Genomic DNA, 16,399 nt, shown 5'->3' with positions numbered 1-16,399 from the left:
CACCTCGCCGCAGCCCGTCTCGCCTGATCCGTCGTCGCTGACGTCTCCTCCTCGACTGTCTCCGGGGCCTGCCTGCCGTCTTCCGCTCCCGTCATGTACGACTCATTCGTCAGCAGCTCTCCTCTGAAAGTCGGTTCACGGCGGTTACGGAGCCCTGCCTGCACGGGGTGCACGTGGCGGCAGGTGCCGCCGTTGTTCGGGCCGGCCTGGCCGACGGTTTACCGGCGTTTCGCCCGCTGGAGCAAGGTCAGGGTCTGGGCCCGCCTGCCCCGGGTCATCCTGGATGAACTCGGCGCCCGGGGAGAGCTGGACTGGTCGCGTTTCGCTGTCGACTCGGTGAGCGTCCGGGCCCTCAGAGGGGGCTTTTGACCGGACCGAATCCGACCGATCGCGGCAAGAAGGGATCGAAGATCCATCTCGTCACCGACCGGTCCGGTCTGCCGGTCGCGGTCGCCATCTCTGCAGCGAACACCCACGACGGTCTCGCTCTGCAGCCGCTCGTCGCGTCGATACCCCCGATCCGCAGCCGCCGGGGCCCCCGTCGCCGACGGCCCGACAAGCTCCACGGGGACAAAGGCTACGACTACCCCCACCTGCGGCGGTGGCTCCGTGGGCGGGGCATCGCACCTCGGATCGCCCGTCGAGGGATCGAGACATCACAGCGACTGCGACGTCACCGTGGGTCGTCGAGCGGACCATGTCCTGGCTCGCCGGCTGCCGCCGGCTGCACCGACGCTACGAGTGCGAGCCCGAGCACTTCCTCGCCTTCACTGCCATAGCTACCAGCCTGATCAACTATCGCCGACTCGCCAAGTGAAGCGAGGTCCAAGTCGAGGCTGCGCTGACCAAGCGGTTCACGTGGTGCAGCCTCTCGTATGACCCGGGTCCTGGCGGGTCGGCCAATGCGGCTCAGAGATCGTCAAGCGGCTTCTCCAGGGCTCGCTCGCGAATCACCGTCCGGTGGGGCGAGAACCACCGTCATTGCCTGGCGCGAGCCGGCCGGCGAGGCCGTCGAGGATCCGGTCGAGTCCATATGCGAAGCGGTCCTCGCGCACCTGCCGCGGGTCTACCTCCTCGCCGAAGTCCGGGCTGTGGTCCGACAGCCATTCGCGCTCGGAGACACCACTGCGGGCGATCAGTGAGAGGTACGCGGCCTCGCTGGTGGCGATCCCGACGACGTAGGACATGAGCGCCCCAGCGGCTTGGTCCTCCTCACCTGCAGGGAAACCGGCCGCCTTGAACTGCGCGAGGAGACCCGATGTCATGCGGACGGCGTTCGGTCCGACGTGGAGTAGCCCGACCTGGCCTAGTTCGGGGCCGACCCAGGGGTGGCGCAGGACCATTACCCGCAGGTCGGTGGCGGCGCGGGCGACCGCCGTGCGCCATGTGCTGTGGGTGGCGGCGGCCGGCAGGTCCAGCTCGCCGAACACGTCGTCTACGGCCAGCTGGATCAGCTCGTCCCGATTGGCCACATGGCGGTAGAGGGAAGTGGCCCCGGCCTTCAGACGAGTGCCGAGCTTGCGCATGCTGAGCGCCTCTACCCCCTCCACGTCCAGCAGCTCGATCGTCGCGGTCACGATCTGCTCCCGCGTCAGATGCTCTCGCTGCGGGCGATGCGGACGTGTCCACACCGAGGTGATCGGCTTGGCGTCACGAGGCATGCGCGCTCACTCCCGTCGGTCGATCTGCTTGCTTCTCATCCCTCACCATAGGCGACACCGTACGCGTATTGCGCACGCTGATCCTCGATGCGTACAGTGTTCGCATCGAGGATCAGCGTGCGCAATGAAGGAGAGTCGGCTGTGCTGAACGGTATGAAATTTGACAAAAAGGGCAATTGGAGTGTCGAAGAGGCGTGGGGCACCCGGAACTCGGCCGGGCAGAAGCTGGATCTCGCCCGGTGGCAGGCCCGCCTCGACCAGCTCTGCGCCGAACACCACGTGCCGGGAGCGTCCTTGGCCGTCCTCGTCGACGGGACCGTCCACGAGCTGGCGAGCGGCGTCCTGCATCGCGGCACGGGTGTGGAGACGACGACCGAGTCGGTTTTCCAGATGGGCTCGATAGCCAAGATCTACACGGCCACCCTGGTCATGCGGCTCGTTGAGGACGGCCTGCTGGACCTGGACGCGCCGGTCACGGACGTGCTGCCGGAGTTTTCCGTCGGTGACCCCACGGCGACCGCGATGATCACCGTCCGCCAGCTGCTCAGCCACACGAGCGGTCTCACCTGCGACTTTAATCACGACAGCGGGCGCGGCGACGACTGCCTCGCCAAGTACGTCGAGGCCGCGAAGGACGTGAGGCTCGACTGCCCGCCCGGCAGCGCGATCTCGTACAGCAGCGTGGGCTACAACGTGCTCGGCCGGATCATCGAGGTGGTGACCGGCAAGGTCTGGGACCAGGCCCTCAAGGACCTGCTCCTGACCCCGCTCGGCCTCACCCGCACCATGACGCTGCCCGAAGAGGCGCTGCGCTTCCGCGCGGCCATGGGACACCTGGGCGAGCCCGGCCAGGAGCCGAACCCGGCGCCGGAGTGGGACATGATGCCGCGATCGGCGGGCCCGTACGGCAGGGTCATCGCCACCGCGGGCGACCTCGCCCGGCTCGCACGGATGCACCTTGCCGGCGGCGTGGCCGAAGACGGCACCCGCGTGCTCTCCGAGGAGACGGTCGCCCTGATGCAACGCCGGGTGGTGGACTGCCCCGACAAGTGGACGGTCAGCTCGGACGGTTGGGGTCTGGGCTGGACCCTGTACGACTGGAACGGCGTCGAGGGCTACGGCCACGACGGCGCCTCCATCGGGCAGTACGCCTACCTGCGCGTGGTGCCCTCGGCCGACGTCGCCGTCGCGCTGCTCACCAACGGCGGCGGTGCGCGTGAGGTGTACGCAGCGCTCTACCGCGAGCTTCTCGCCGACCTGGCCTGGGTGACCATGCCGGACCCCTTCGCCCCGTCCGCCACGCCACCCGTGGTGGACTGGACACCGCTCATCGGCACGTACCGGCGCGAGGGTGTGATCATCACGGTGACCGAGAAGGACGGCTCCGGGCAGGCACTCTACGAGTTCGTCGACGGCATGAAGGACCTCTCAAAGCCCCTGCAGATCAACCTGCTGCCGGTCACGGAGACGGCCTTCGCGGGCACGGGCGTGGGTTCAGCCTTCAGCACGGATTACACACCGGTGGTCTTCTTCACCCTGCCCGACGGCACACGCTGCGTCTACATCGGCATGCGCTGCGCCCCCAAGACCGGCTGATCGGCCGCGCCGACCGGCCGGTGCGGCCACGGACCAGCCAGCCACCGCATCGAAGTCCCAGCGACTGGACGGACACCGCCGGTTCGTCAAGCGCACCATGTCCTTGATCTCCGGTTGCCACCGGCTGCACCGACGCTACGAGTGCAAGCCCGAGCAATTCCTCGCCTTCACCGTCATAGACACCAGCCTGATCAACTATCGCTGACTCGCCAAGTGAAACGACGTCTTAACACCTTCTTATGATATTTCTCGTCAATGTTCGGCCTCGCTCACCTTCAACGCTCCGATCAGGGACAGCGCCGCGGCCCGCTCGGCGACGTCCCGCTCGTCGGGGCGAAGAAAGTCGGCGACTTGCCGGGTGTGCCGAGCAGCTCCGGGACTGGGGCGGCGTCGGCGGCGACACGCTCGGGCAGAGGATCGGCGACGGCGGTGCGCGCCTTGTTGGGGGCCGCCGTTTGGGAGGGCGGTATCCGGGTATGTGCCGTATCGCCCGAGAGGCCGGGAAGTCCTATGCTGCCGAGCGTGTCGGAGCGTGAGACGGCTGACGGGTATGCGGAAGTCGCCGATCAGGAAGTGCGCAGTCTGCGGACTCGGTTGTGCCGGCTGCGGACCGGGGACGGCGAGCCGGTCGCTGAGTTGGAGGCGGTGTCCTTCCGGCTGCGCTTCGGGGCGGTGGCCGTTGCCGCGGAGGGCATTGGCGGCGTGGAGACCCAGCCCGGGTTTCGGCGCCAGGGCCACATGAGCCGGCTGTTGCGTCGGGCCTTGGACGGTATGGCGCAGCGCGTGGATGTTGCCTTCGTATCCGAGGCGATCGAGGGCCTGTACGAGAAGTTCGGCTTCGTCGGGGCGCTCGCCGAAGGCAGCCTGGTCGTTCCCGTGCGTGCCGTCGAGTCCGCAACTGGAGCCGACCTGAAGACGGACGTGCCAGGGATCGGGGACGGTTCGGCGGCCGACCTCCCGGCGATGATCCGGCTCTACAACACCGCGCACGCGCGGCGGCCGTGGACCCTTGAGCGCCAGAGGGACTGGAACCGACTCGTCCCCCCAGCCACGTGGAAGCCCGGCTCCCGCACCCTCGTCCTGCGGGCCGGTGACACAACCGCCGGATACGCAGTCCTGGAAGGCCGGGCCTTCGGTGACCCCGTGGGCTCAGTGACCGTGGACGAACTCGCGGCTGAGGACGCGACCGCGGCCCGTCTACTGCTCGTGGCCCTCGCCCGGCTGTGCTGGCAGCGGCGCCTCGCCGAGTTCACCGTGCGAGAGCCCGCCGACAGCCTTGTCGGCCGGGTGGCACGCGGCATGGGCTGCGTCTACCGGCAGCGCTTCCCGTCCAGCGGCGGCATGATGGCCGCCGTTCTGAATCGGCCGGCTCTGGTGACCCGGCTGGAACCCGAGCTCCGCCGCAGGGCCGTCGGCCGGGGGCCCGATCCGTTTCATGACACGGTGTTCGGCGCCCTACGACGTGGCAACCTGGTCCCCGACAACCGGGTGCTTGTCCGGCTGCTCCTGGGCCATTGGTCGGCCGAAGACGCTGACACGCATGGCATGCCAGTCCCGGCACGGCATCGGGATCTGTTCACGGCGTGGTTCCCCGGTGGCGGCACGCCGGTCCTGCCGACGCCGTACGCGCACCGCCTGGACCGTTACTAGTGCCGTGACCGTGAAGGTTCACCGGGGTGGTGCCTTTGGTTTACTGAAGGCGGGGGCGTGAGTGAAGCGAGCGTGGTGGGTTGCACGGCGTCGGCTGCGGCCGATCCGCGCAGCAGTTCGTTCAGGTCGTGGGGCTGAGCCTGTTCAGTGGTTGGAGCCGCTGCTGTGATGCGGTCCAGCCGGAAACCCCGGCCGGCCTGTCGCGTGCGGCACCAGGCGATGAGGTACCACTGGCCGTCGACAGTGAGCAGTCCGGCCGGTTCCACCGCGCGGTCGCTTTCGCGTCCTGCCGCGTCGTTGTAGGACAGCCGTAGCACCGTGTTGGTGGTGAGGGCTTGTTCCACTGCGGCGCGGACTGTGGAGTCGGTCGGCGAGGGCCGCGTAACGATCCGTGCGGCGAGTTGCTGTGCCGCCGCCGCGGCGGGGCCGGTCATCGAGGCCGCAATCTTCTGGGCTGCTGTGCGGGCCGCGCCGGCGTAAGGGGTGGCGGCGTCGGCTGCGGCGAGGGCGACGGCCAGCGCCGAGGCTTCATCGGCGGTGAAGTGGATCGGGGGCAGGGTCATATCCGGGTCGATCGACCAGCCCCCGCCCCGCCCGGGTGTGGTGCGTACCGGGACACCGGTCTCCATCAGCACCTGGAGGTCGCGCTGCACCGTACGCGTGCTGACCTCGAATCGCCCCGCCAGCGCCGCGACCGTCAGCGGCCGCGGCGCCGCCGCGCGCAACTCCTCCACCAGCGCGTACAACCGGGCAGTGCGGTTCATGTCGGCGACGCTACCGTCCCGCGGTGGACAGGAAGTCCCGCTCGCGCCGCAGTTCGCGCTCGGTGACGGTCAGCGGGAACAGCGTGAAGCCATGCATGGCCCCGGCGACGACACCGAGCTGCACAGGCGCGCCTGCCGCCTGCCACCGCCCGGCCAGGAACAGCGAGTCGTCCCGCAGCGGATCCTCGGTACCGACGACGATCCGGGCCGGCGGCATGCCGGCGAGGTCGGCGAACAGCGGTGAGACCTCGGGATCACGGCGCTGCTCCGCCCCCATGCCCGGCGTGAACAGCTCATAGGTCCGCCGCAGCGAGTCGGTATTGCTCAGCAGCCGCTTGGAGCCGAACGATCGCTGGCTCGGCGTCATCGACAGGTCGTAGGGGCCAAAGAGCAGGTGGGCCGCCCGGAACGCCCCGGTGATGCCGTGCCGGTCGCGCAGGCGCAGCAGCGTCACGACACTGAGGTGGGCACCGGCCGATTCACCGCCGATCAGCAGCCGTTCGGTGCCGAACTCGGCCACGGCGTGCTGCACCAGCCACCGGGCGGCCGCTTCGCAGTCGTCGGGCCCGGCGGGGAACGGGTGTTCCGGTGCGAGACGGTAATCCACGCTCACCACGGCCAGCCGTGCCTGCTCGGCGAGCAGCCATAGCCTCTCGTCCTGCCCGTCCGCGGATCCGAATGTCCAGCCGCCTCCATGGATGTGCAGGTACACGCCGTCAACGTGGTCCGGCACGAAGACCCGTACCTTCACCCCGCCCTCAACGACGCGGTCTTGGCCATACGGCAGTCTTACCGGTGGCGTATCGCCACCGAGCCGGTTACGCCGCAGGCTGGCAAGCAGGGCTGCGTCCGGCGCCGCTTCGCGCACCGGTCGGTTCGCGGCGGTGGCCTCGAATTGGTCGTTGAATGCCAGGGTCTCGGTGAGGCAGTCCTCGTCTGTGATCGTCATGCTGTCGACGGTCGCAGCCGTCCGCGACAGCGTCCTGTCACTGTTTCCCGGTGAGCCGCGTCACACTCCCGTCGTATCGTGCCGATCCCTACTGAGCGTCGGTTGGACGTGACGACACGTCCGATCGACGCGGGGAGACGGGATGGTGCAGCCGGTGAGAGTACGGAGACTGACCGAGCAGGAGGTGCAGAAGCTGCAGCGGATCGTGCGCCGGGGCACTACCAGCACGGTGCGGTTCCGGCGGGCGATGATGGTGCTGGCCTCGGCGGGCGGTAACAGCGTTCCGGTGATCGCGCGGCTCGTGCAGGCCGACGAGGACACCGTCCGCGATGTAATCCACCGCTTCAACGAGATCGGGCTGGCTTGCCCGGACCCTCGGTGGGCAGGAGGCCGTCCCCGCCTGCTAAAAGCTGACGAGGAGGACTTCGCCATCCAGACGGCCACCACTCGCCCCACCAAGCTCGGCAAGCCCTACACCCATTGGTCGATCCGGAAACTCGCCACCACCTGCGCTGCAACATCGCCCGCACGATACGCATCGGACGCGAGGCCCTGCGACTGCTGCTGGCCCGCCGCGGGATCACGTTCCAGCGCACCAAGACGTGGAAGGAGTCCACCGATCCAGACTTCGATACCAAGCTGGAGCGGATCGAGTACGCCCTGAACGAGCGGCCTGATCGGACCTTCGCCTTTGACGAGTTCGGTCCGCTGGGCATCCGCCCGACCGCTGGCTCGTGCTGGGCCAGGCAGGGCAAGCCCGACCGGCTGCCGGCCACTTACCACCGCACCCACGGCACCCGCTACTTCCACGGCTGCTACTCCGTCGGCGACGACACCCTGTGGGGAATCAACCGGCTCCGCAAGGGCACCAAACCCACCTGGGCCGCCCTGAAGTCGATCCGTGCGGCCCGTCCGGACGGCGCCCCGATCTACGTGATCCTGGACAACCTCTCCGCGCACAAGAACCAGCGCATCCTGCGCTGGGCGGCCAGGAACAAGGTCGAGCTGTGCTTCACGCCGACCAACGCCTCTTGGGCGAACCCGATCGAGGCGCACTTCGGGCCGCTGCGGCAGTTCACCCTCGCCAACTCCCACCACCCCAACCACGCTGTCCAGACCCGGGAGTTGCACCGCTACCTGCGCTGGCGCAACGAGCACGCCCGTCACCCCGACGTCCTGGCCGCCCAACGCCGCGAACGCGCCCGCATCCGTGAGAAGGGCAACCGCTGGGGCGGCCGACCGCTCGCCGTCCCGGCCTGACCACCCAACCGGTGAACCAATGCGGTCACAGCACTAGAGTCTGGACACCGCTTCCGAGAGCGTGATCGATGTAGAACTGTGCATGACAGGCTGGTTGAGCCCTTGGTGCCGGACGAGTTGTGGGTGTTGTTCCAGCGGGTGGTGCCGCCGACGGAGGTGACGCGTCCACAGGGAGGCGGCCGACGGCGGTCCGGCGACCGCGAGACCCTCGCGGCGATCATTTTTGTGGCCTCCTCGGGCTGCACCTGGCGGCAGTTGCCGCGAGGAGTACGACCCCGAGCCAACCATCTTCACCTTCGAGAACGGCACCTACGGACCACTGAAGCTCTGATCAGGTCTGACCACCGAGCGTCGAAACGTTGAAGAAGTTGCTCAGAAAGGCGTGTCACATCTTCGCAGTGAGGCATCAGGGCCAGCCAGGCAGCGGGAACAGCTGCTCCGTTGGGCAACCCCGTGTCTGGCTACGTCCCTGTTCCGTTTCGCGCACTTTTTGATCCGCCGTCAGCGCCACACGGTACGATCCTGCGTGTGAAGATCGCCAGCTTGGATGATGCACAGTTGAACCGGCTCTGGGGAGCCGTCTGCGCCTTCGCCGGGATCTTCTTTCTTCTGTGGGCGCTGTCCTTTATCAATGCGACTGTGCTCAATGAGGACCTGCAAAATCGCTGCGGGGATCTGCACACGGCCCGCTTCCCCTTCGAGAAGTCGTGTACGCACGAGGACGGCACCGTCGAGGGAGCCAACGGCTTGATCTTCGAAGGTATCTTCTTCGGCTCGATGGCTGCTTCAGCGGCATGTCTCGCAGCTGCGCTCGTGACCGAGAGCGTTCGGAGGAAGTAGTGCATGGCCCGCACTGCGGAGGGCTGTTGTCGCGTGCGTCAGGTGCTGCGGCTGTGGCAATTGCCGGCAGTGGCTGTGCGGGCGAATTCGGCAGGCAGCCCATGGCAGCCGCCCGAGAGTGGCTAGGGCGGCGTTCAACGGCCCCACCACGCGACCCAAACTGGCCCCAGCTTGAAAGTGATTGGTGAAGATCGGGCGACCCGAGCTGGCTCCGAAGGGCGGCTTGTTCTGGGACCACCAGGGGTTGGAGCGGCGCAAGGCCGCGTAGTGGTGCGCCGGTGTTGGCATGATGGGCCTGATGCCGAGGGGCCCGGCGCGGTACAGGCCGGTCGTCCTGCACCTGTCTGGCCGGCTTCCCGTATTGGTGCACACCCTGGCGCAGGCCCGGCCCGACTCCGCCGGCACTGTGGGGGAACACGGCGGTGGAGCGCTGACGAGAGCGCCGGTACCGAGATTCACGACTGGCTCCCTCGGAATGGCGGCCGCGATGCGATGAGCGAGATCGGTGTGGTTGATGCGTGTCCTCATCGGAGCTCGTCCTGTGCCAGCGGGCTCCCTTCGTCGTCGACGCCGCCGACAAAGACGCCTTCGGGGAGCGTCGGTAGGAGCACGCGGGACACCGCGTCGGCGTCATAGTTGATGGTGTGCGTACACGGTCGCAACTCGGCTCCAGAGCCGGGAAGTTCACCGATGCCCTCATTGCGTGCGTAGCGCGGGTGGGACCGCCAGCGATCAGCAAACGTAGATGGTGTCGGCGGTGTCCGTGGTCCAGGAGGGCGGTGGCCACGGTGTGCCCCGCCAGGATTTCGGATCAGCCCCCTGAACGCGCATACCAGCCCCGATCAATTTCGGGCACATCCGGTCCCGGGACGGGCCGAGCGGGGGCGGGGCGGCGGAGAGCGGCCCGGTGGGGCCGCCCCCCGTTCTCGGGCGGTCCCAGTCGTGTTCATTCGCTGCGCCGGAGTGAATCGATCTTCTGCTGGGCGGTGATGATGGCCCGGGCCAGCTCTGCCCGGGCAGCCTCCTGCTTCATGGCCTTGACGAGCCCGGCGCGGTGCTCGGGGAGGGTGACCTTCAGGTTGGGCGTCGATTCGAGCCGGTTCCGGTGGCCGGGCTGGCCCAGGCTGCGGGGCTGCTGGTGGCTGCTGAGCAGGGTTTCGATGTCGCTGTGTCGTTTCTCCGGTCCGACCAGTGCAGCCACACGAGGGGCGCAACCGCCGTCCCCGCCACGTGCGCCCCAGATGGGCCGCTACCAGCAGGGACATGCGTACCGCTGTGTTGAGCGGCCAGTCCGCGCGCTCCTCACCGTCCTGTCCCTCACCACCGCCACCCCCGTCCACGCCGTCGAGACCGTTCCGCTCGTCGAAGCCGTCGCGCGCCTGCCGCTGGCCACCGAGTCCCGCGACGGCTACACCCGCGATGCGTTCAAGCACTGGAACTCTGGCGACGACCCGGCCGACGGCTGCAGCACCCGCAACGAAGTCCTCATCCACGAAGCCGTCGAAGCGCCGGCCGTCGGCCCCAGGTGCTGGCTCACCGGCGGCACCTGATGGTCGGACTACGACCAGACCACAGTCACGTCCGCCTCCGGCCTGGACATCGACCACATGGTGCCCCTCGCAGAGGCCTGGGACAGCGGCGCCTTCGCCTGGACCGCACAGCGCCGCGAGGCGTACGCCAACGACCAGGGCGCCGAGGCCAGCCCGGTTGCAGTCACAGCCCGTTCCAACCGCAGCAAAGCCGACCAGGACCCGTCCCAGTGAATGCCCCCGGCTGCCGACGTCCACTGCCGGTACGCGGCCGAATGGACCGCCACCAAACTCCGCTGGAACCTCACCGCCGACGACACCGAACGCGCCGCCCTGGACGACCTCGCCACCGCCTGCCCCGACCAGACCGTCACCTACACACCCGCTGCCTGACAGCTCCGCCCTGCGCCATGAGCAGGCGGGCAAAGCTCATCTGCACCCTTTACAACCGGTGGAAGGAAGTTGGCGCGGTACCGGACGGAGAAGCTGTTCTGCGCTCTCCGAATCCGGAGGGGGCGGGCGTGTACCGGTGGGCGAAGCGACGCAGATGGTAGGCCATTCGGTTGCCGTGGATGTCGGTGCCGGTGGCGGTGGCGGTTTTCCAGCAGACGGCGGCCGCTTTCTCGAAGAACGTGTGCAGGGTCTGCGCGGGGGCCGGTTCGTGGCTGGTGGTTGGGGCGCTGACCTCAACCAGGAGCTGATCGGGCTCGGGGGGGGTGGCCTTGGTGGGTACGCGTTTGCGGTTCTCGTCTGGATCGAGCCGGTTAGGAAGGTCGTTCGGCGTGGCTGTATGCGTGTCCGCGGCCGTCTGGGAGGTGGGGCGGCGGTGTTCACTGGTGACGGAGACCGCGGCGATGACGACCTCCAGCTGTTCGGCGAAGTACTGACCTGGCAGGGGGATTTCGAGGTCGGGGTGGCGCGTGTAGCCGCCGACGACAGCCGAGGCCACGAACTCAATGACGGCCCGGGCGGCGGGGGTGTGCCGGGGCGGCGCGGTCAGGGTGAGGTGGCTCAACACCCGCAGCACGGTGGTGAGGCTGGTGTCTGGGGTCATCACGTCCAGGGCCGGAACGTGCCCTGCGGTGTCGGCGTCGTCCTGTGGTGCGTAGGCGCCGGCCTGGGCCTGCCAGAGAGCCGCGGCGTGGGGGTCGCCTTGGGCTAGGTGCTGCAGGTAGAGGCAGTAGGAGGCGGGGGCGTCTTCGGCGCCGGCGGCGTACTGCCACCAGAAGCGGGCGCCGGTGTCGATGCCCGCGAGGTACAGGACGCAGCCGAGGATGCGGGCGGTGCGCGGCTGGGGCACCTGGTCGGTGAGGAAGTCGGCGAGCTGGTCGGCGAAGCAGTGGGTGACGACCGCCTCACACAGGGCGGCCAGGCTCTGCGCGGCGCTGTCGTCCCCCGTGTCGTAGCCGTAGCTGTCCCAGAGGAGCAGGTCGTCGTCGGCGCCGTCGTCGTAGGGCACGACGTCGGCGGGGACGCGGGAGCGGGGCAGCAGCAGCGACTGGGCGAGGAGGTCGTCGATGGTGCTCATGGCGGGGGGATCACTCCTGGGTGTCGGCGTCAGGAAACAGGTCGGTCAGCGCCCAGCGGGCGTGGTGGTCCAGGGTGTGAGTCAGAGCCGGGGGCAGGCCGACGATGCCGGGGATCGCGTCGGGGGCGATGCCGCACAGGTAGCGCAGCACGGTGACGTCCATCTGGTCGGCGGGCAGGCTGGCGATCGCGTCGAAGAAGCGGGCGAAGACGTCGATGCGGGCCAGGCGCTCCACCAGGTCGGGGGCCTGGGCCTGGGCGGCGGTGGAGAACGCGGCCGCGCGCAGGTCGTAGTGCCCGGCCGGGCGCCGGGGGGTGCGGGAGAGGACCTTGGTGCGCAGCAGCATCCAGGCGTGGCGGGGGGTGTCGGGGCTGGCGGTCGCCTCGTCCCAGGTCAGCCAGAGGATGTCGAAGGTCTCCCCGACCGCTTGGCGGGCGCGCTGCTCGGACTGCAGGAAGGCCTGCGCATAGGCGTAATAGGGCTGCCACATCGCCTGGGTGAGCCCCACATGGGCGAGCGGCTGTTCGTCGCGGCCACCCGACTGGACCGCTCGGATACGGGTGTCGATCCATGTGGGGGGCTTGGCGGCCTCGACGGCGGCGGCCTTCCACAGTCGCAGCAGCGGGCGGACGGGGATGTCCAGGGCGCGCACCACGCTGTAGGTGATCTCCCAGCCGGGGTAGTAGCCCTTGCCGCGCAGCAGTTCAGAGAGCCGGGTCTTGGAGTACCCGGAACGGCCCACGAGGTCGTCCAGGGTCAGGCCGCTGGCGACGAACCGGCTGCGGACCGGCTCCAGCCAGGTGCGGTGGGCGGTGCCGGCGCTCTCGCAGATCGGCTCCGGGCGCCGGCCCCGGCGATGCGGTGGGTCCCCGGCGGGCTGCTCGGGGATCTGAGACGGTGTCACCGGGAGGGCTCCTCGCTGCCGGCCGCCCTCTCGGTCGGGGTACCGGCTGCCGCGGCAGAGGTCCTGGTGCTGGTGCCGCTGAGCGCGGACACGATCTGCTGGATGAGAAGTCCCAGCGAGGGCAGCAGCGCGGCCACGGCCGCGAGTTGCCCCAGCACGGTCATCACCGTGCTCCACGCGAGGACCGCGGCCAGTAAGACCACGGTCATCACCTGCCTACTTGTCATGGCACCTTCCCTGAAGGAAAAACAGCGTCTGGAAAGGCCCCTCCGGGGCGGTGCTCACGCGCCCCGGAGGAGTTGCATGACAGCATGGTGCGCCCGCGCACACCACTCAACGTGATCATGAGATTGCGGAACAATGATGGTGGACCGGCGCAACACCCCCACCCGGCCAGCCCATGCCAGAACGTGCCGGTGACACCCTGTCACCCGGCCGTCCCCGGGCACCCGTTAGTACACGACGGGCATCAACACCGGCAGATCAGGGCGGAATGAACCCTTTTGATGGCGAAACCGTACTGAGGGTTGCGACGCCCGCCGGAAGGGGCACCATGAAATTGCACGCCTCCCCTGGCGTCGCACCTTCCAGGTCTGGAAGGCACGGCGGGTCCCCTCGTGCTCAAGAACCACCGGAGGGCACACCGCCCCGCTTCCGCCCGGCCGCCCACGCGCCGGGCGGAAGCGGACCCCTCACACGCCATCGCCGCAACGGGCGGAGGGTTCCGCGGCTGCGTCTCCTGCAGAGGCCACCAACTAAAGGCCATCCGGCGACGCTGGTCACCGAAGTCGTCCTGGCGACGCAACACCGCCGGGACCCGACCGTGGAAGCAGACCAGCCGTCGGCCATGGCGGTGCGGGAATCAGTCCCGGACTCGGCTGAACCGGCGCCAACCACCAGCCCGCGGTGGGCGAACGTCGTGGAGGAACTGAGTCCAGTGCCCGCAGGAGGAGTGGAGAAACCAGGGAAATCCACTGTGTGTTCTTGCATTCGCCGGGCACGAGGAGCGACGGAGGTTGATAACTATGGTTCCCCTGCTTGTCGTTCTTCTGCTGGCTCTGCTCCTGTTCGGCGCGGGTTTCGCGCTGAAGGCACTGTGGTGGCTCGCGGTCATCGTGCTGGTCGTGTGGCTGCTCGGCTTCGTCCTGCGCTCCGCGGACGCAGGCGGGCGCAAGGGACGCTGGTATCGCTGGTAACCGTTAACCAGCAACATGTTTGTGGCTCCGGATACTTCCGGAGCCACAAGCATGTCCCGGATCAGGACAAATCTCCCGTAAACGGTGTGACCGCCACCTTCCCGGGAACCGGGCCTCATAGCTGGGGCCCGGCGGGCAGTGGAACCTGCGCCTCCAACCACCGGACCCCAGCCCCCGACCTCGCCACGATGCTCTGCCCGGCTCTCCGCACGGCCTGGGTCCCGCTGGTCCAAAGCCTTGGGTGACCCCGGCCGGCCGGGGTCACGTTCCGTCGCCTGGCGGCATCACTTCGTGCCGCGGGCGCGGGAGGGCGGGTCAGTGGTGGCGGTCACTGCCGTGGTGGTGGCGGTGGCCGCCCCAGGAGGCGTCGTCGATGAAGCGGCCGTGGTCGTTGCGCAGGGTGGCCGTGTCGGAGTGGTTGTCCCACACGTAGTTGCGGCGGTCCATGTACAGGTCGCTGTCACTGTCGCGGCCCTCGCCGGTGTGGACGCGGACCGTGGCACGGCCCTCGAGGCGGTAGTGGTCGAAGGTGTAGGTGTGGCCGTCCTCGTCCTGCAGGGTCCAGCCCTCAAGGTTGACCGTGCGGCGCGTGGTGTTGGTGAGCTCCACCCACTCCTTGTTCAGCGAGCGCCGCGAGCGGTCGTCCCGGCCGGGCGAGTCGTACTGGACCGCGCTGATCTCCACCCTCGGCCGGTCGGGCCGGGCGTGGTCGGCGGCCGACGCCGGCAGCGCCACCGCCCCCACGATCGCGGCAGCCGCCAAAGCGGCAGCGGACAGACGACGGGCGGTCACCGTGGAAGAAGACACAAGGCCCCCAGGCTGTACGGGCACCCGCCCATCCCAGAGCCCCGGCAGGGGCGGGTGGGAGGGGGGTGCGGTGTGCGGGTGGCGGCCGGTCGGCCGCACACCCACACCATGGCCGTGCTGTGCAGGTTGTGAACCCGATACGGGCGCTCCGTTACTGTTCGCCCACTTTGCCGTGACTCTTGCCTGTAACGTCCATTCATGCGGCGTATGCACGAAGTTGACGGCCCGCCATGCAGACACCCCGTACAGGGCTTGGCCGTCCCCCGTGACCGCCAGGACACGCCACCCCGGCAGCTGCACGGCCCTCACCCGAAAGTGCGTAACAGCCCCACGGACTTGCGCAGGCCCCGGTGCCTGCCAGCGGCTGGTCAGGCGCGGCCGGCCTGCAGTTGTGCTGGTCGGAGAAGACGATGAGCCGCCGATGACGCCGTCGGCGTGACATCGCGGCGCGACCGCAACCACACACGGCCATCTCGGGCTCTCCTGCTGCACATCCACCCGCTGCTGAAGGAGACCGACGTGAGCATCGCCCTTGACCACCACACGCCGCACACCTTCGTCGCCCCCTACGCCGCCGACCCGGCGGAAAGCGCCTGGCCCCCGGCCGCCGGGCAGGACCTGGACTGCCTGCTGCCGCCGCCCAACCCCGCCGAGCGCCTCAGCATCCACATCACCCCCCGCGACCAGCGCCGCCTGGCCCTGCACGCCGCACTCACCGCCGCCGGCATCCCGCCCCGGCCCGAAGACCGCGACGCCATCGACCAGCTCAGCACCCTGCCCCCAGCATCAACACGACCCTGCAGCGCTGGCTGAGCCACGCGTCATAAAGCGCAACATGAGGGAACTTCAGGCGGATCGCGGGGTTAGCGCCATTAGAGGACTCCCTGAGAGAGCCGCTCTGACCTGCCCCAAAGCACCTTTGAGTAACTGCGGCAGGTGATTGAATCCGGGCCATGAAGAAGCTGGCGGGCGAGTGGTGGGAATCCGGCTCATGGTGGCAGTTCGCCATCACGATCTCAGTGAGTCTGCTAGTCGGTGCGCTGGCGGCCTGGGCTGCCTTGAGGTCCACGAATCCCAAGCGGAAGATCAACTGGTGGCTACAGTCCAACACTCCGTTGTTCAACAGGCCTGCCGGCAACGGGGCTCTGCTGAACGTCACCCTCGGATCCAGGCAACTGTCCAGCCCTCGCGTCATCGAGCTGGTCCTCTCCAACTCGGGACGCCGTGATGTGACTGCATCGATGTTCCACGAGGAAGAGTCGATCAAGTTCGACTTCGACCACGAGGTAGCGGCCGTCCTGAACGTAACGACAGATCCGGAGGGCACTCTTCTTCCTCAGATCGAGACGTGGCAGGAACTGATCCCAGGCACCGGAGGTACGCAGCGCGGAGGCCTAATTATCAAGCCGAGCCTCCTCCGCAAAGGCCAGACCGTCACGGTGACGGTACTCATCGACGGCGAGGAAAAGCCGGTGCGGTGTGTGCAGTTCCCGCTGATCGACGTAGAGCAGTCCACCGTGCGCCCTAGTTCCTTCCCCCAAGGGGTGGTCGATGGCCTCCAGGGCGCGGCGGCTCTTTACATCGGACCATTCAGGATCTGGGGAGGCCGCTGAGCCGCGCAGTCCTCATCCAGAAAGGCAGGAGCGGACCACCCGGCATCCGCACCAAGGTGGGCTCAGGCTGGCGCCAACCCGTGGTCACAATCCTGGCTCCGC

At 68.5% G+C, this 16,399-nt stretch carries 14 protein-coding genes and 5 pseudogenes; 11 read left to right on the top strand and 8 right to left on the bottom strand.

Annotated elements, in window-relative coordinates:
* Nucleotides 1–156: 156 nt before the first annotated feature.
* Nucleotides 157–817, top strand: a pseudogene (locus ABZ098_RS37060) (IS5 family transposase); the annotation flags it as partial.
* A 133-nt stretch (nucleotides 818–950) separates the two neighbouring features.
* On the opposite strand, the gene ABZ098_RS37055 reads toward ABZ098_RS37060, so the two are convergent.
* Nucleotides 951–1,661 (bottom strand): TetR/AcrR family transcriptional regulator C-terminal domain-containing protein, encoded by a 711-nt coding sequence (locus ABZ098_RS37055; protein WP_356598150.1) that lies wholly within the window; start codon nucleotides 1,659–1,661, stop codon nucleotides 951–953.
* Nucleotides 1,662–1,814: 153 nt separating this feature from the next.
* On the opposite strand from ABZ098_RS37055, the gene ABZ098_RS37050 reads away from it, so the two are divergent.
* From ABZ098_RS37050 to ABZ098_RS37040, 3 genes and pseudogenes are all read left to right on the top strand, one after another.
* Nucleotides 1,815–3,257, top strand: a complete 1,443-nt coding sequence (locus ABZ098_RS37050) for a serine hydrolase domain-containing protein (RefSeq protein ID WP_356598149.1) — start codon at nucleotides 1,815–1,817, stop codon at nucleotides 3,255–3,257.
* Nucleotides 3,258–3,312: 55 nt separating this feature from the next.
* Nucleotides 3,313–3,462: pseudogene (locus tag ABZ098_RS37045) on the top strand (IS5/IS1182 family transposase); the annotation flags it as partial.
* A gap of 317 nt (nucleotides 3,463–3,779) precedes the next feature.
* A complete protein-coding gene (locus ABZ098_RS37040; protein WP_356598148.1) occupies nucleotides 3,780–4,907 on the top strand; it encodes a GNAT family N-acetyltransferase in 1,128 nt (375 codons plus the stop codon).
* Here the strand turns inward: ABZ098_RS37040 and ABZ098_RS37035 are convergent.
* Nucleotides 4,904–5,671 (bottom strand): YafY family protein, encoded by a 768-nt coding sequence (locus tag ABZ098_RS37035; RefSeq protein WP_356598147.1) that lies wholly within the window; start codon nucleotides 5,669–5,671, stop codon nucleotides 4,904–4,906. The two genes, ABZ098_RS37040 and ABZ098_RS37035, sit on opposite strands and share 4 nt — an antisense overlap.
* A gap of 10 nt (nucleotides 5,672–5,681) precedes the next feature.
* The gene (locus tag ABZ098_RS37030) at nucleotides 5,682–6,620 is read right to left on the bottom strand and encodes an alpha/beta hydrolase (RefSeq protein ID WP_356598146.1); all 939 of its coding nucleotides are present in this window, start codon (nucleotides 6,618–6,620) and stop codon (nucleotides 5,682–5,684) included.
* A 142-nt stretch (nucleotides 6,621–6,762) separates the two neighbouring features.
* Between ABZ098_RS37030 and ABZ098_RS37025 the strand changes: the two are divergent.
* From ABZ098_RS37025 to ABZ098_RS37015, 3 genes and pseudogenes are all read left to right on the top strand, one after another.
* Nucleotides 6,763–7,880, top strand: a pseudogene (locus tag ABZ098_RS37025) (IS630 family transposase).
* A 78-nt stretch (nucleotides 7,881–7,958) separates the two neighbouring features.
* A pseudogene (locus ABZ098_RS37020) lies at nucleotides 7,959–8,147 on the top strand (transposase); the annotation flags it as partial.
* 261 nt (nucleotides 8,148–8,408) lie between these two features.
* Nucleotides 8,409–8,720: a hypothetical protein gene (locus ABZ098_RS37015; RefSeq protein ID WP_356598145.1), complete on the top strand. Its 312-nt coding sequence runs from the start codon at nucleotides 8,409–8,411 to the stop codon at nucleotides 8,718–8,720.
* 946 nt (nucleotides 8,721–9,666) lie between these two features.
* On the opposite strand, the gene ABZ098_RS37010 is transcribed toward ABZ098_RS37015, so the two are convergent.
* The gene (locus tag ABZ098_RS37010; RefSeq protein ID WP_356598144.1) at nucleotides 9,667–9,921 is read right to left on the bottom strand and encodes a hypothetical protein; all 255 of its coding nucleotides are present in this window, start codon (nucleotides 9,919–9,921) and stop codon (nucleotides 9,667–9,669) included.
* A 62-nt stretch (nucleotides 9,922–9,983) separates the two neighbouring features.
* Here ABZ098_RS37010 and ABZ098_RS37005 point away from each other — a divergent pair.
* Nucleotides 9,984–10,642 (top strand): annotated as a pseudogene (locus ABZ098_RS37005) (HNH endonuclease family protein).
* A gap of 49 nt (nucleotides 10,643–10,691) precedes the next feature.
* Here ABZ098_RS37005 and ABZ098_RS37000 read toward each other — a convergent pair.
* The 3 genes from ABZ098_RS37000 to ABZ098_RS36990 are packed head-to-tail and all read right to left on the bottom strand — an operon-like array spanning nucleotide 10,692 to nucleotide 12,908.
* Entirely contained in the window at nucleotides 10,692–11,777 is a 1,086-nt protein-coding gene (locus ABZ098_RS37000) for a hypothetical protein (RefSeq protein ID WP_356598143.1), read from the bottom strand.
* Between the two features lie 10 nt (nucleotides 11,778–11,787).
* A complete protein-coding gene (locus ABZ098_RS36995) occupies nucleotides 11,788–12,681 on the bottom strand; it encodes an XRE family transcriptional regulator (protein ID WP_356598142.1) in 894 nt (297 codons plus the stop codon).
* A complete protein-coding gene (locus ABZ098_RS36990) occupies nucleotides 12,678–12,908 on the bottom strand; it encodes a hypothetical protein (protein WP_356598141.1) in 231 nt (76 codons plus the stop codon). Before ABZ098_RS36990 ends, ABZ098_RS36995 begins: the two co-directional genes overlap by 4 nt.
* 798 nt (nucleotides 12,909–13,706) lie before the next feature.
* Here ABZ098_RS36990 and ABZ098_RS36985 point away from each other — a divergent pair.
* Entirely contained in the window at nucleotides 13,707–13,877 is a 171-nt protein-coding gene (locus tag ABZ098_RS36985) for a hypothetical protein (RefSeq protein ID WP_020140110.1), read from the top strand.
* 315 nt (nucleotides 13,878–14,192) lie between these two features.
* Here the strand turns inward: ABZ098_RS36985 and ABZ098_RS36980 are convergent, their stop codons facing one another.
* Complete coding sequence (locus ABZ098_RS36980; protein ID WP_356598140.1) at nucleotides 14,193–14,669, bottom strand: lamin tail domain-containing protein; 477 nt, start codon at nucleotides 14,667–14,669, stop codon at nucleotides 14,193–14,195.
* Between the two features lie 534 nt (nucleotides 14,670–15,203).
* Here ABZ098_RS36980 and ABZ098_RS36975 point away from each other — a divergent pair.
* Both ABZ098_RS36975 and ABZ098_RS36970 read left to right on the top strand, forming a co-directional pair.
* Nucleotides 15,204–15,497, top strand: coding sequence for a hypothetical protein (locus ABZ098_RS36975; protein WP_356598139.1), 294 nt, complete (start codon nucleotides 15,204–15,206; stop codon nucleotides 15,495–15,497).
* Nucleotides 15,498–15,637: 140 nt separating this feature from the next.
* Complete coding sequence (locus ABZ098_RS36970) at nucleotides 15,638–16,297, top strand: hypothetical protein (protein WP_356598138.1); 660 nt, start codon at nucleotides 15,638–15,640, stop codon at nucleotides 16,295–16,297.
* Nucleotides 16,298–16,399: the final 102 nt, after the last annotated feature.

The organism is Streptomyces sp. NPDC006335, from assembly GCF_040612795.1.
Classification (GTDB): Bacteria; Actinomycetota; Actinomycetes; order Streptomycetales; family Streptomycetaceae; genus Streptomyces.
Note: the sequence above shows the minus strand (reverse complement) of the source record. Positions and strands in the feature narration are given on the sequence as shown.

Coding starts and splice junctions, on each gene's coding strand:
- ABZ098_RS37055 (WP_356598150.1), bottom strand. CDS start 1,661: ATGCCTCGTGACGCCAAGCCGATCACCTCGGTGTGGACACGTCCGCAT.
- ABZ098_RS37050 (WP_356598149.1), top strand. CDS start 1,815: ATGAAATTTGACAAAAAGGGCAATTGGAGTGTCGAAGAGGCGTGGGGC.
- ABZ098_RS37035 (WP_356598147.1), bottom strand. CDS start 5,671: ATGAACCGCACTGCCCGGTTGTACGCGCTGGTGGAGGAGTTGCGCGCG.
- ABZ098_RS37030 (WP_356598146.1), bottom strand. CDS start 6,620: ATGACGATCACAGACGAGGACTGCCTCACCGAGACCCTGGCATTCAAC.
- ABZ098_RS37000 (WP_356598143.1), bottom strand. CDS start 11,777: ATGAGCACCATCGACGACCTCCTCGCCCAGTCGCTGCTGCTGCCCCGC.
- ABZ098_RS36990 (WP_356598141.1), bottom strand. CDS start 12,908: ATGACAAGTAGGCAGGTGATGACCGTGGTCTTACTGGCCGCGGTCCTC.
- ABZ098_RS36985 (WP_020140110.1), top strand. CDS start 13,707: ATGGTTCCCCTGCTTGTCGTTCTTCTGCTGGCTCTGCTCCTGTTCGGC.
- ABZ098_RS36970 (WP_356598138.1), top strand. CDS start 15,638: ATGAAGAAGCTGGCGGGCGAGTGGTGGGAATCCGGCTCATGGTGGCAG.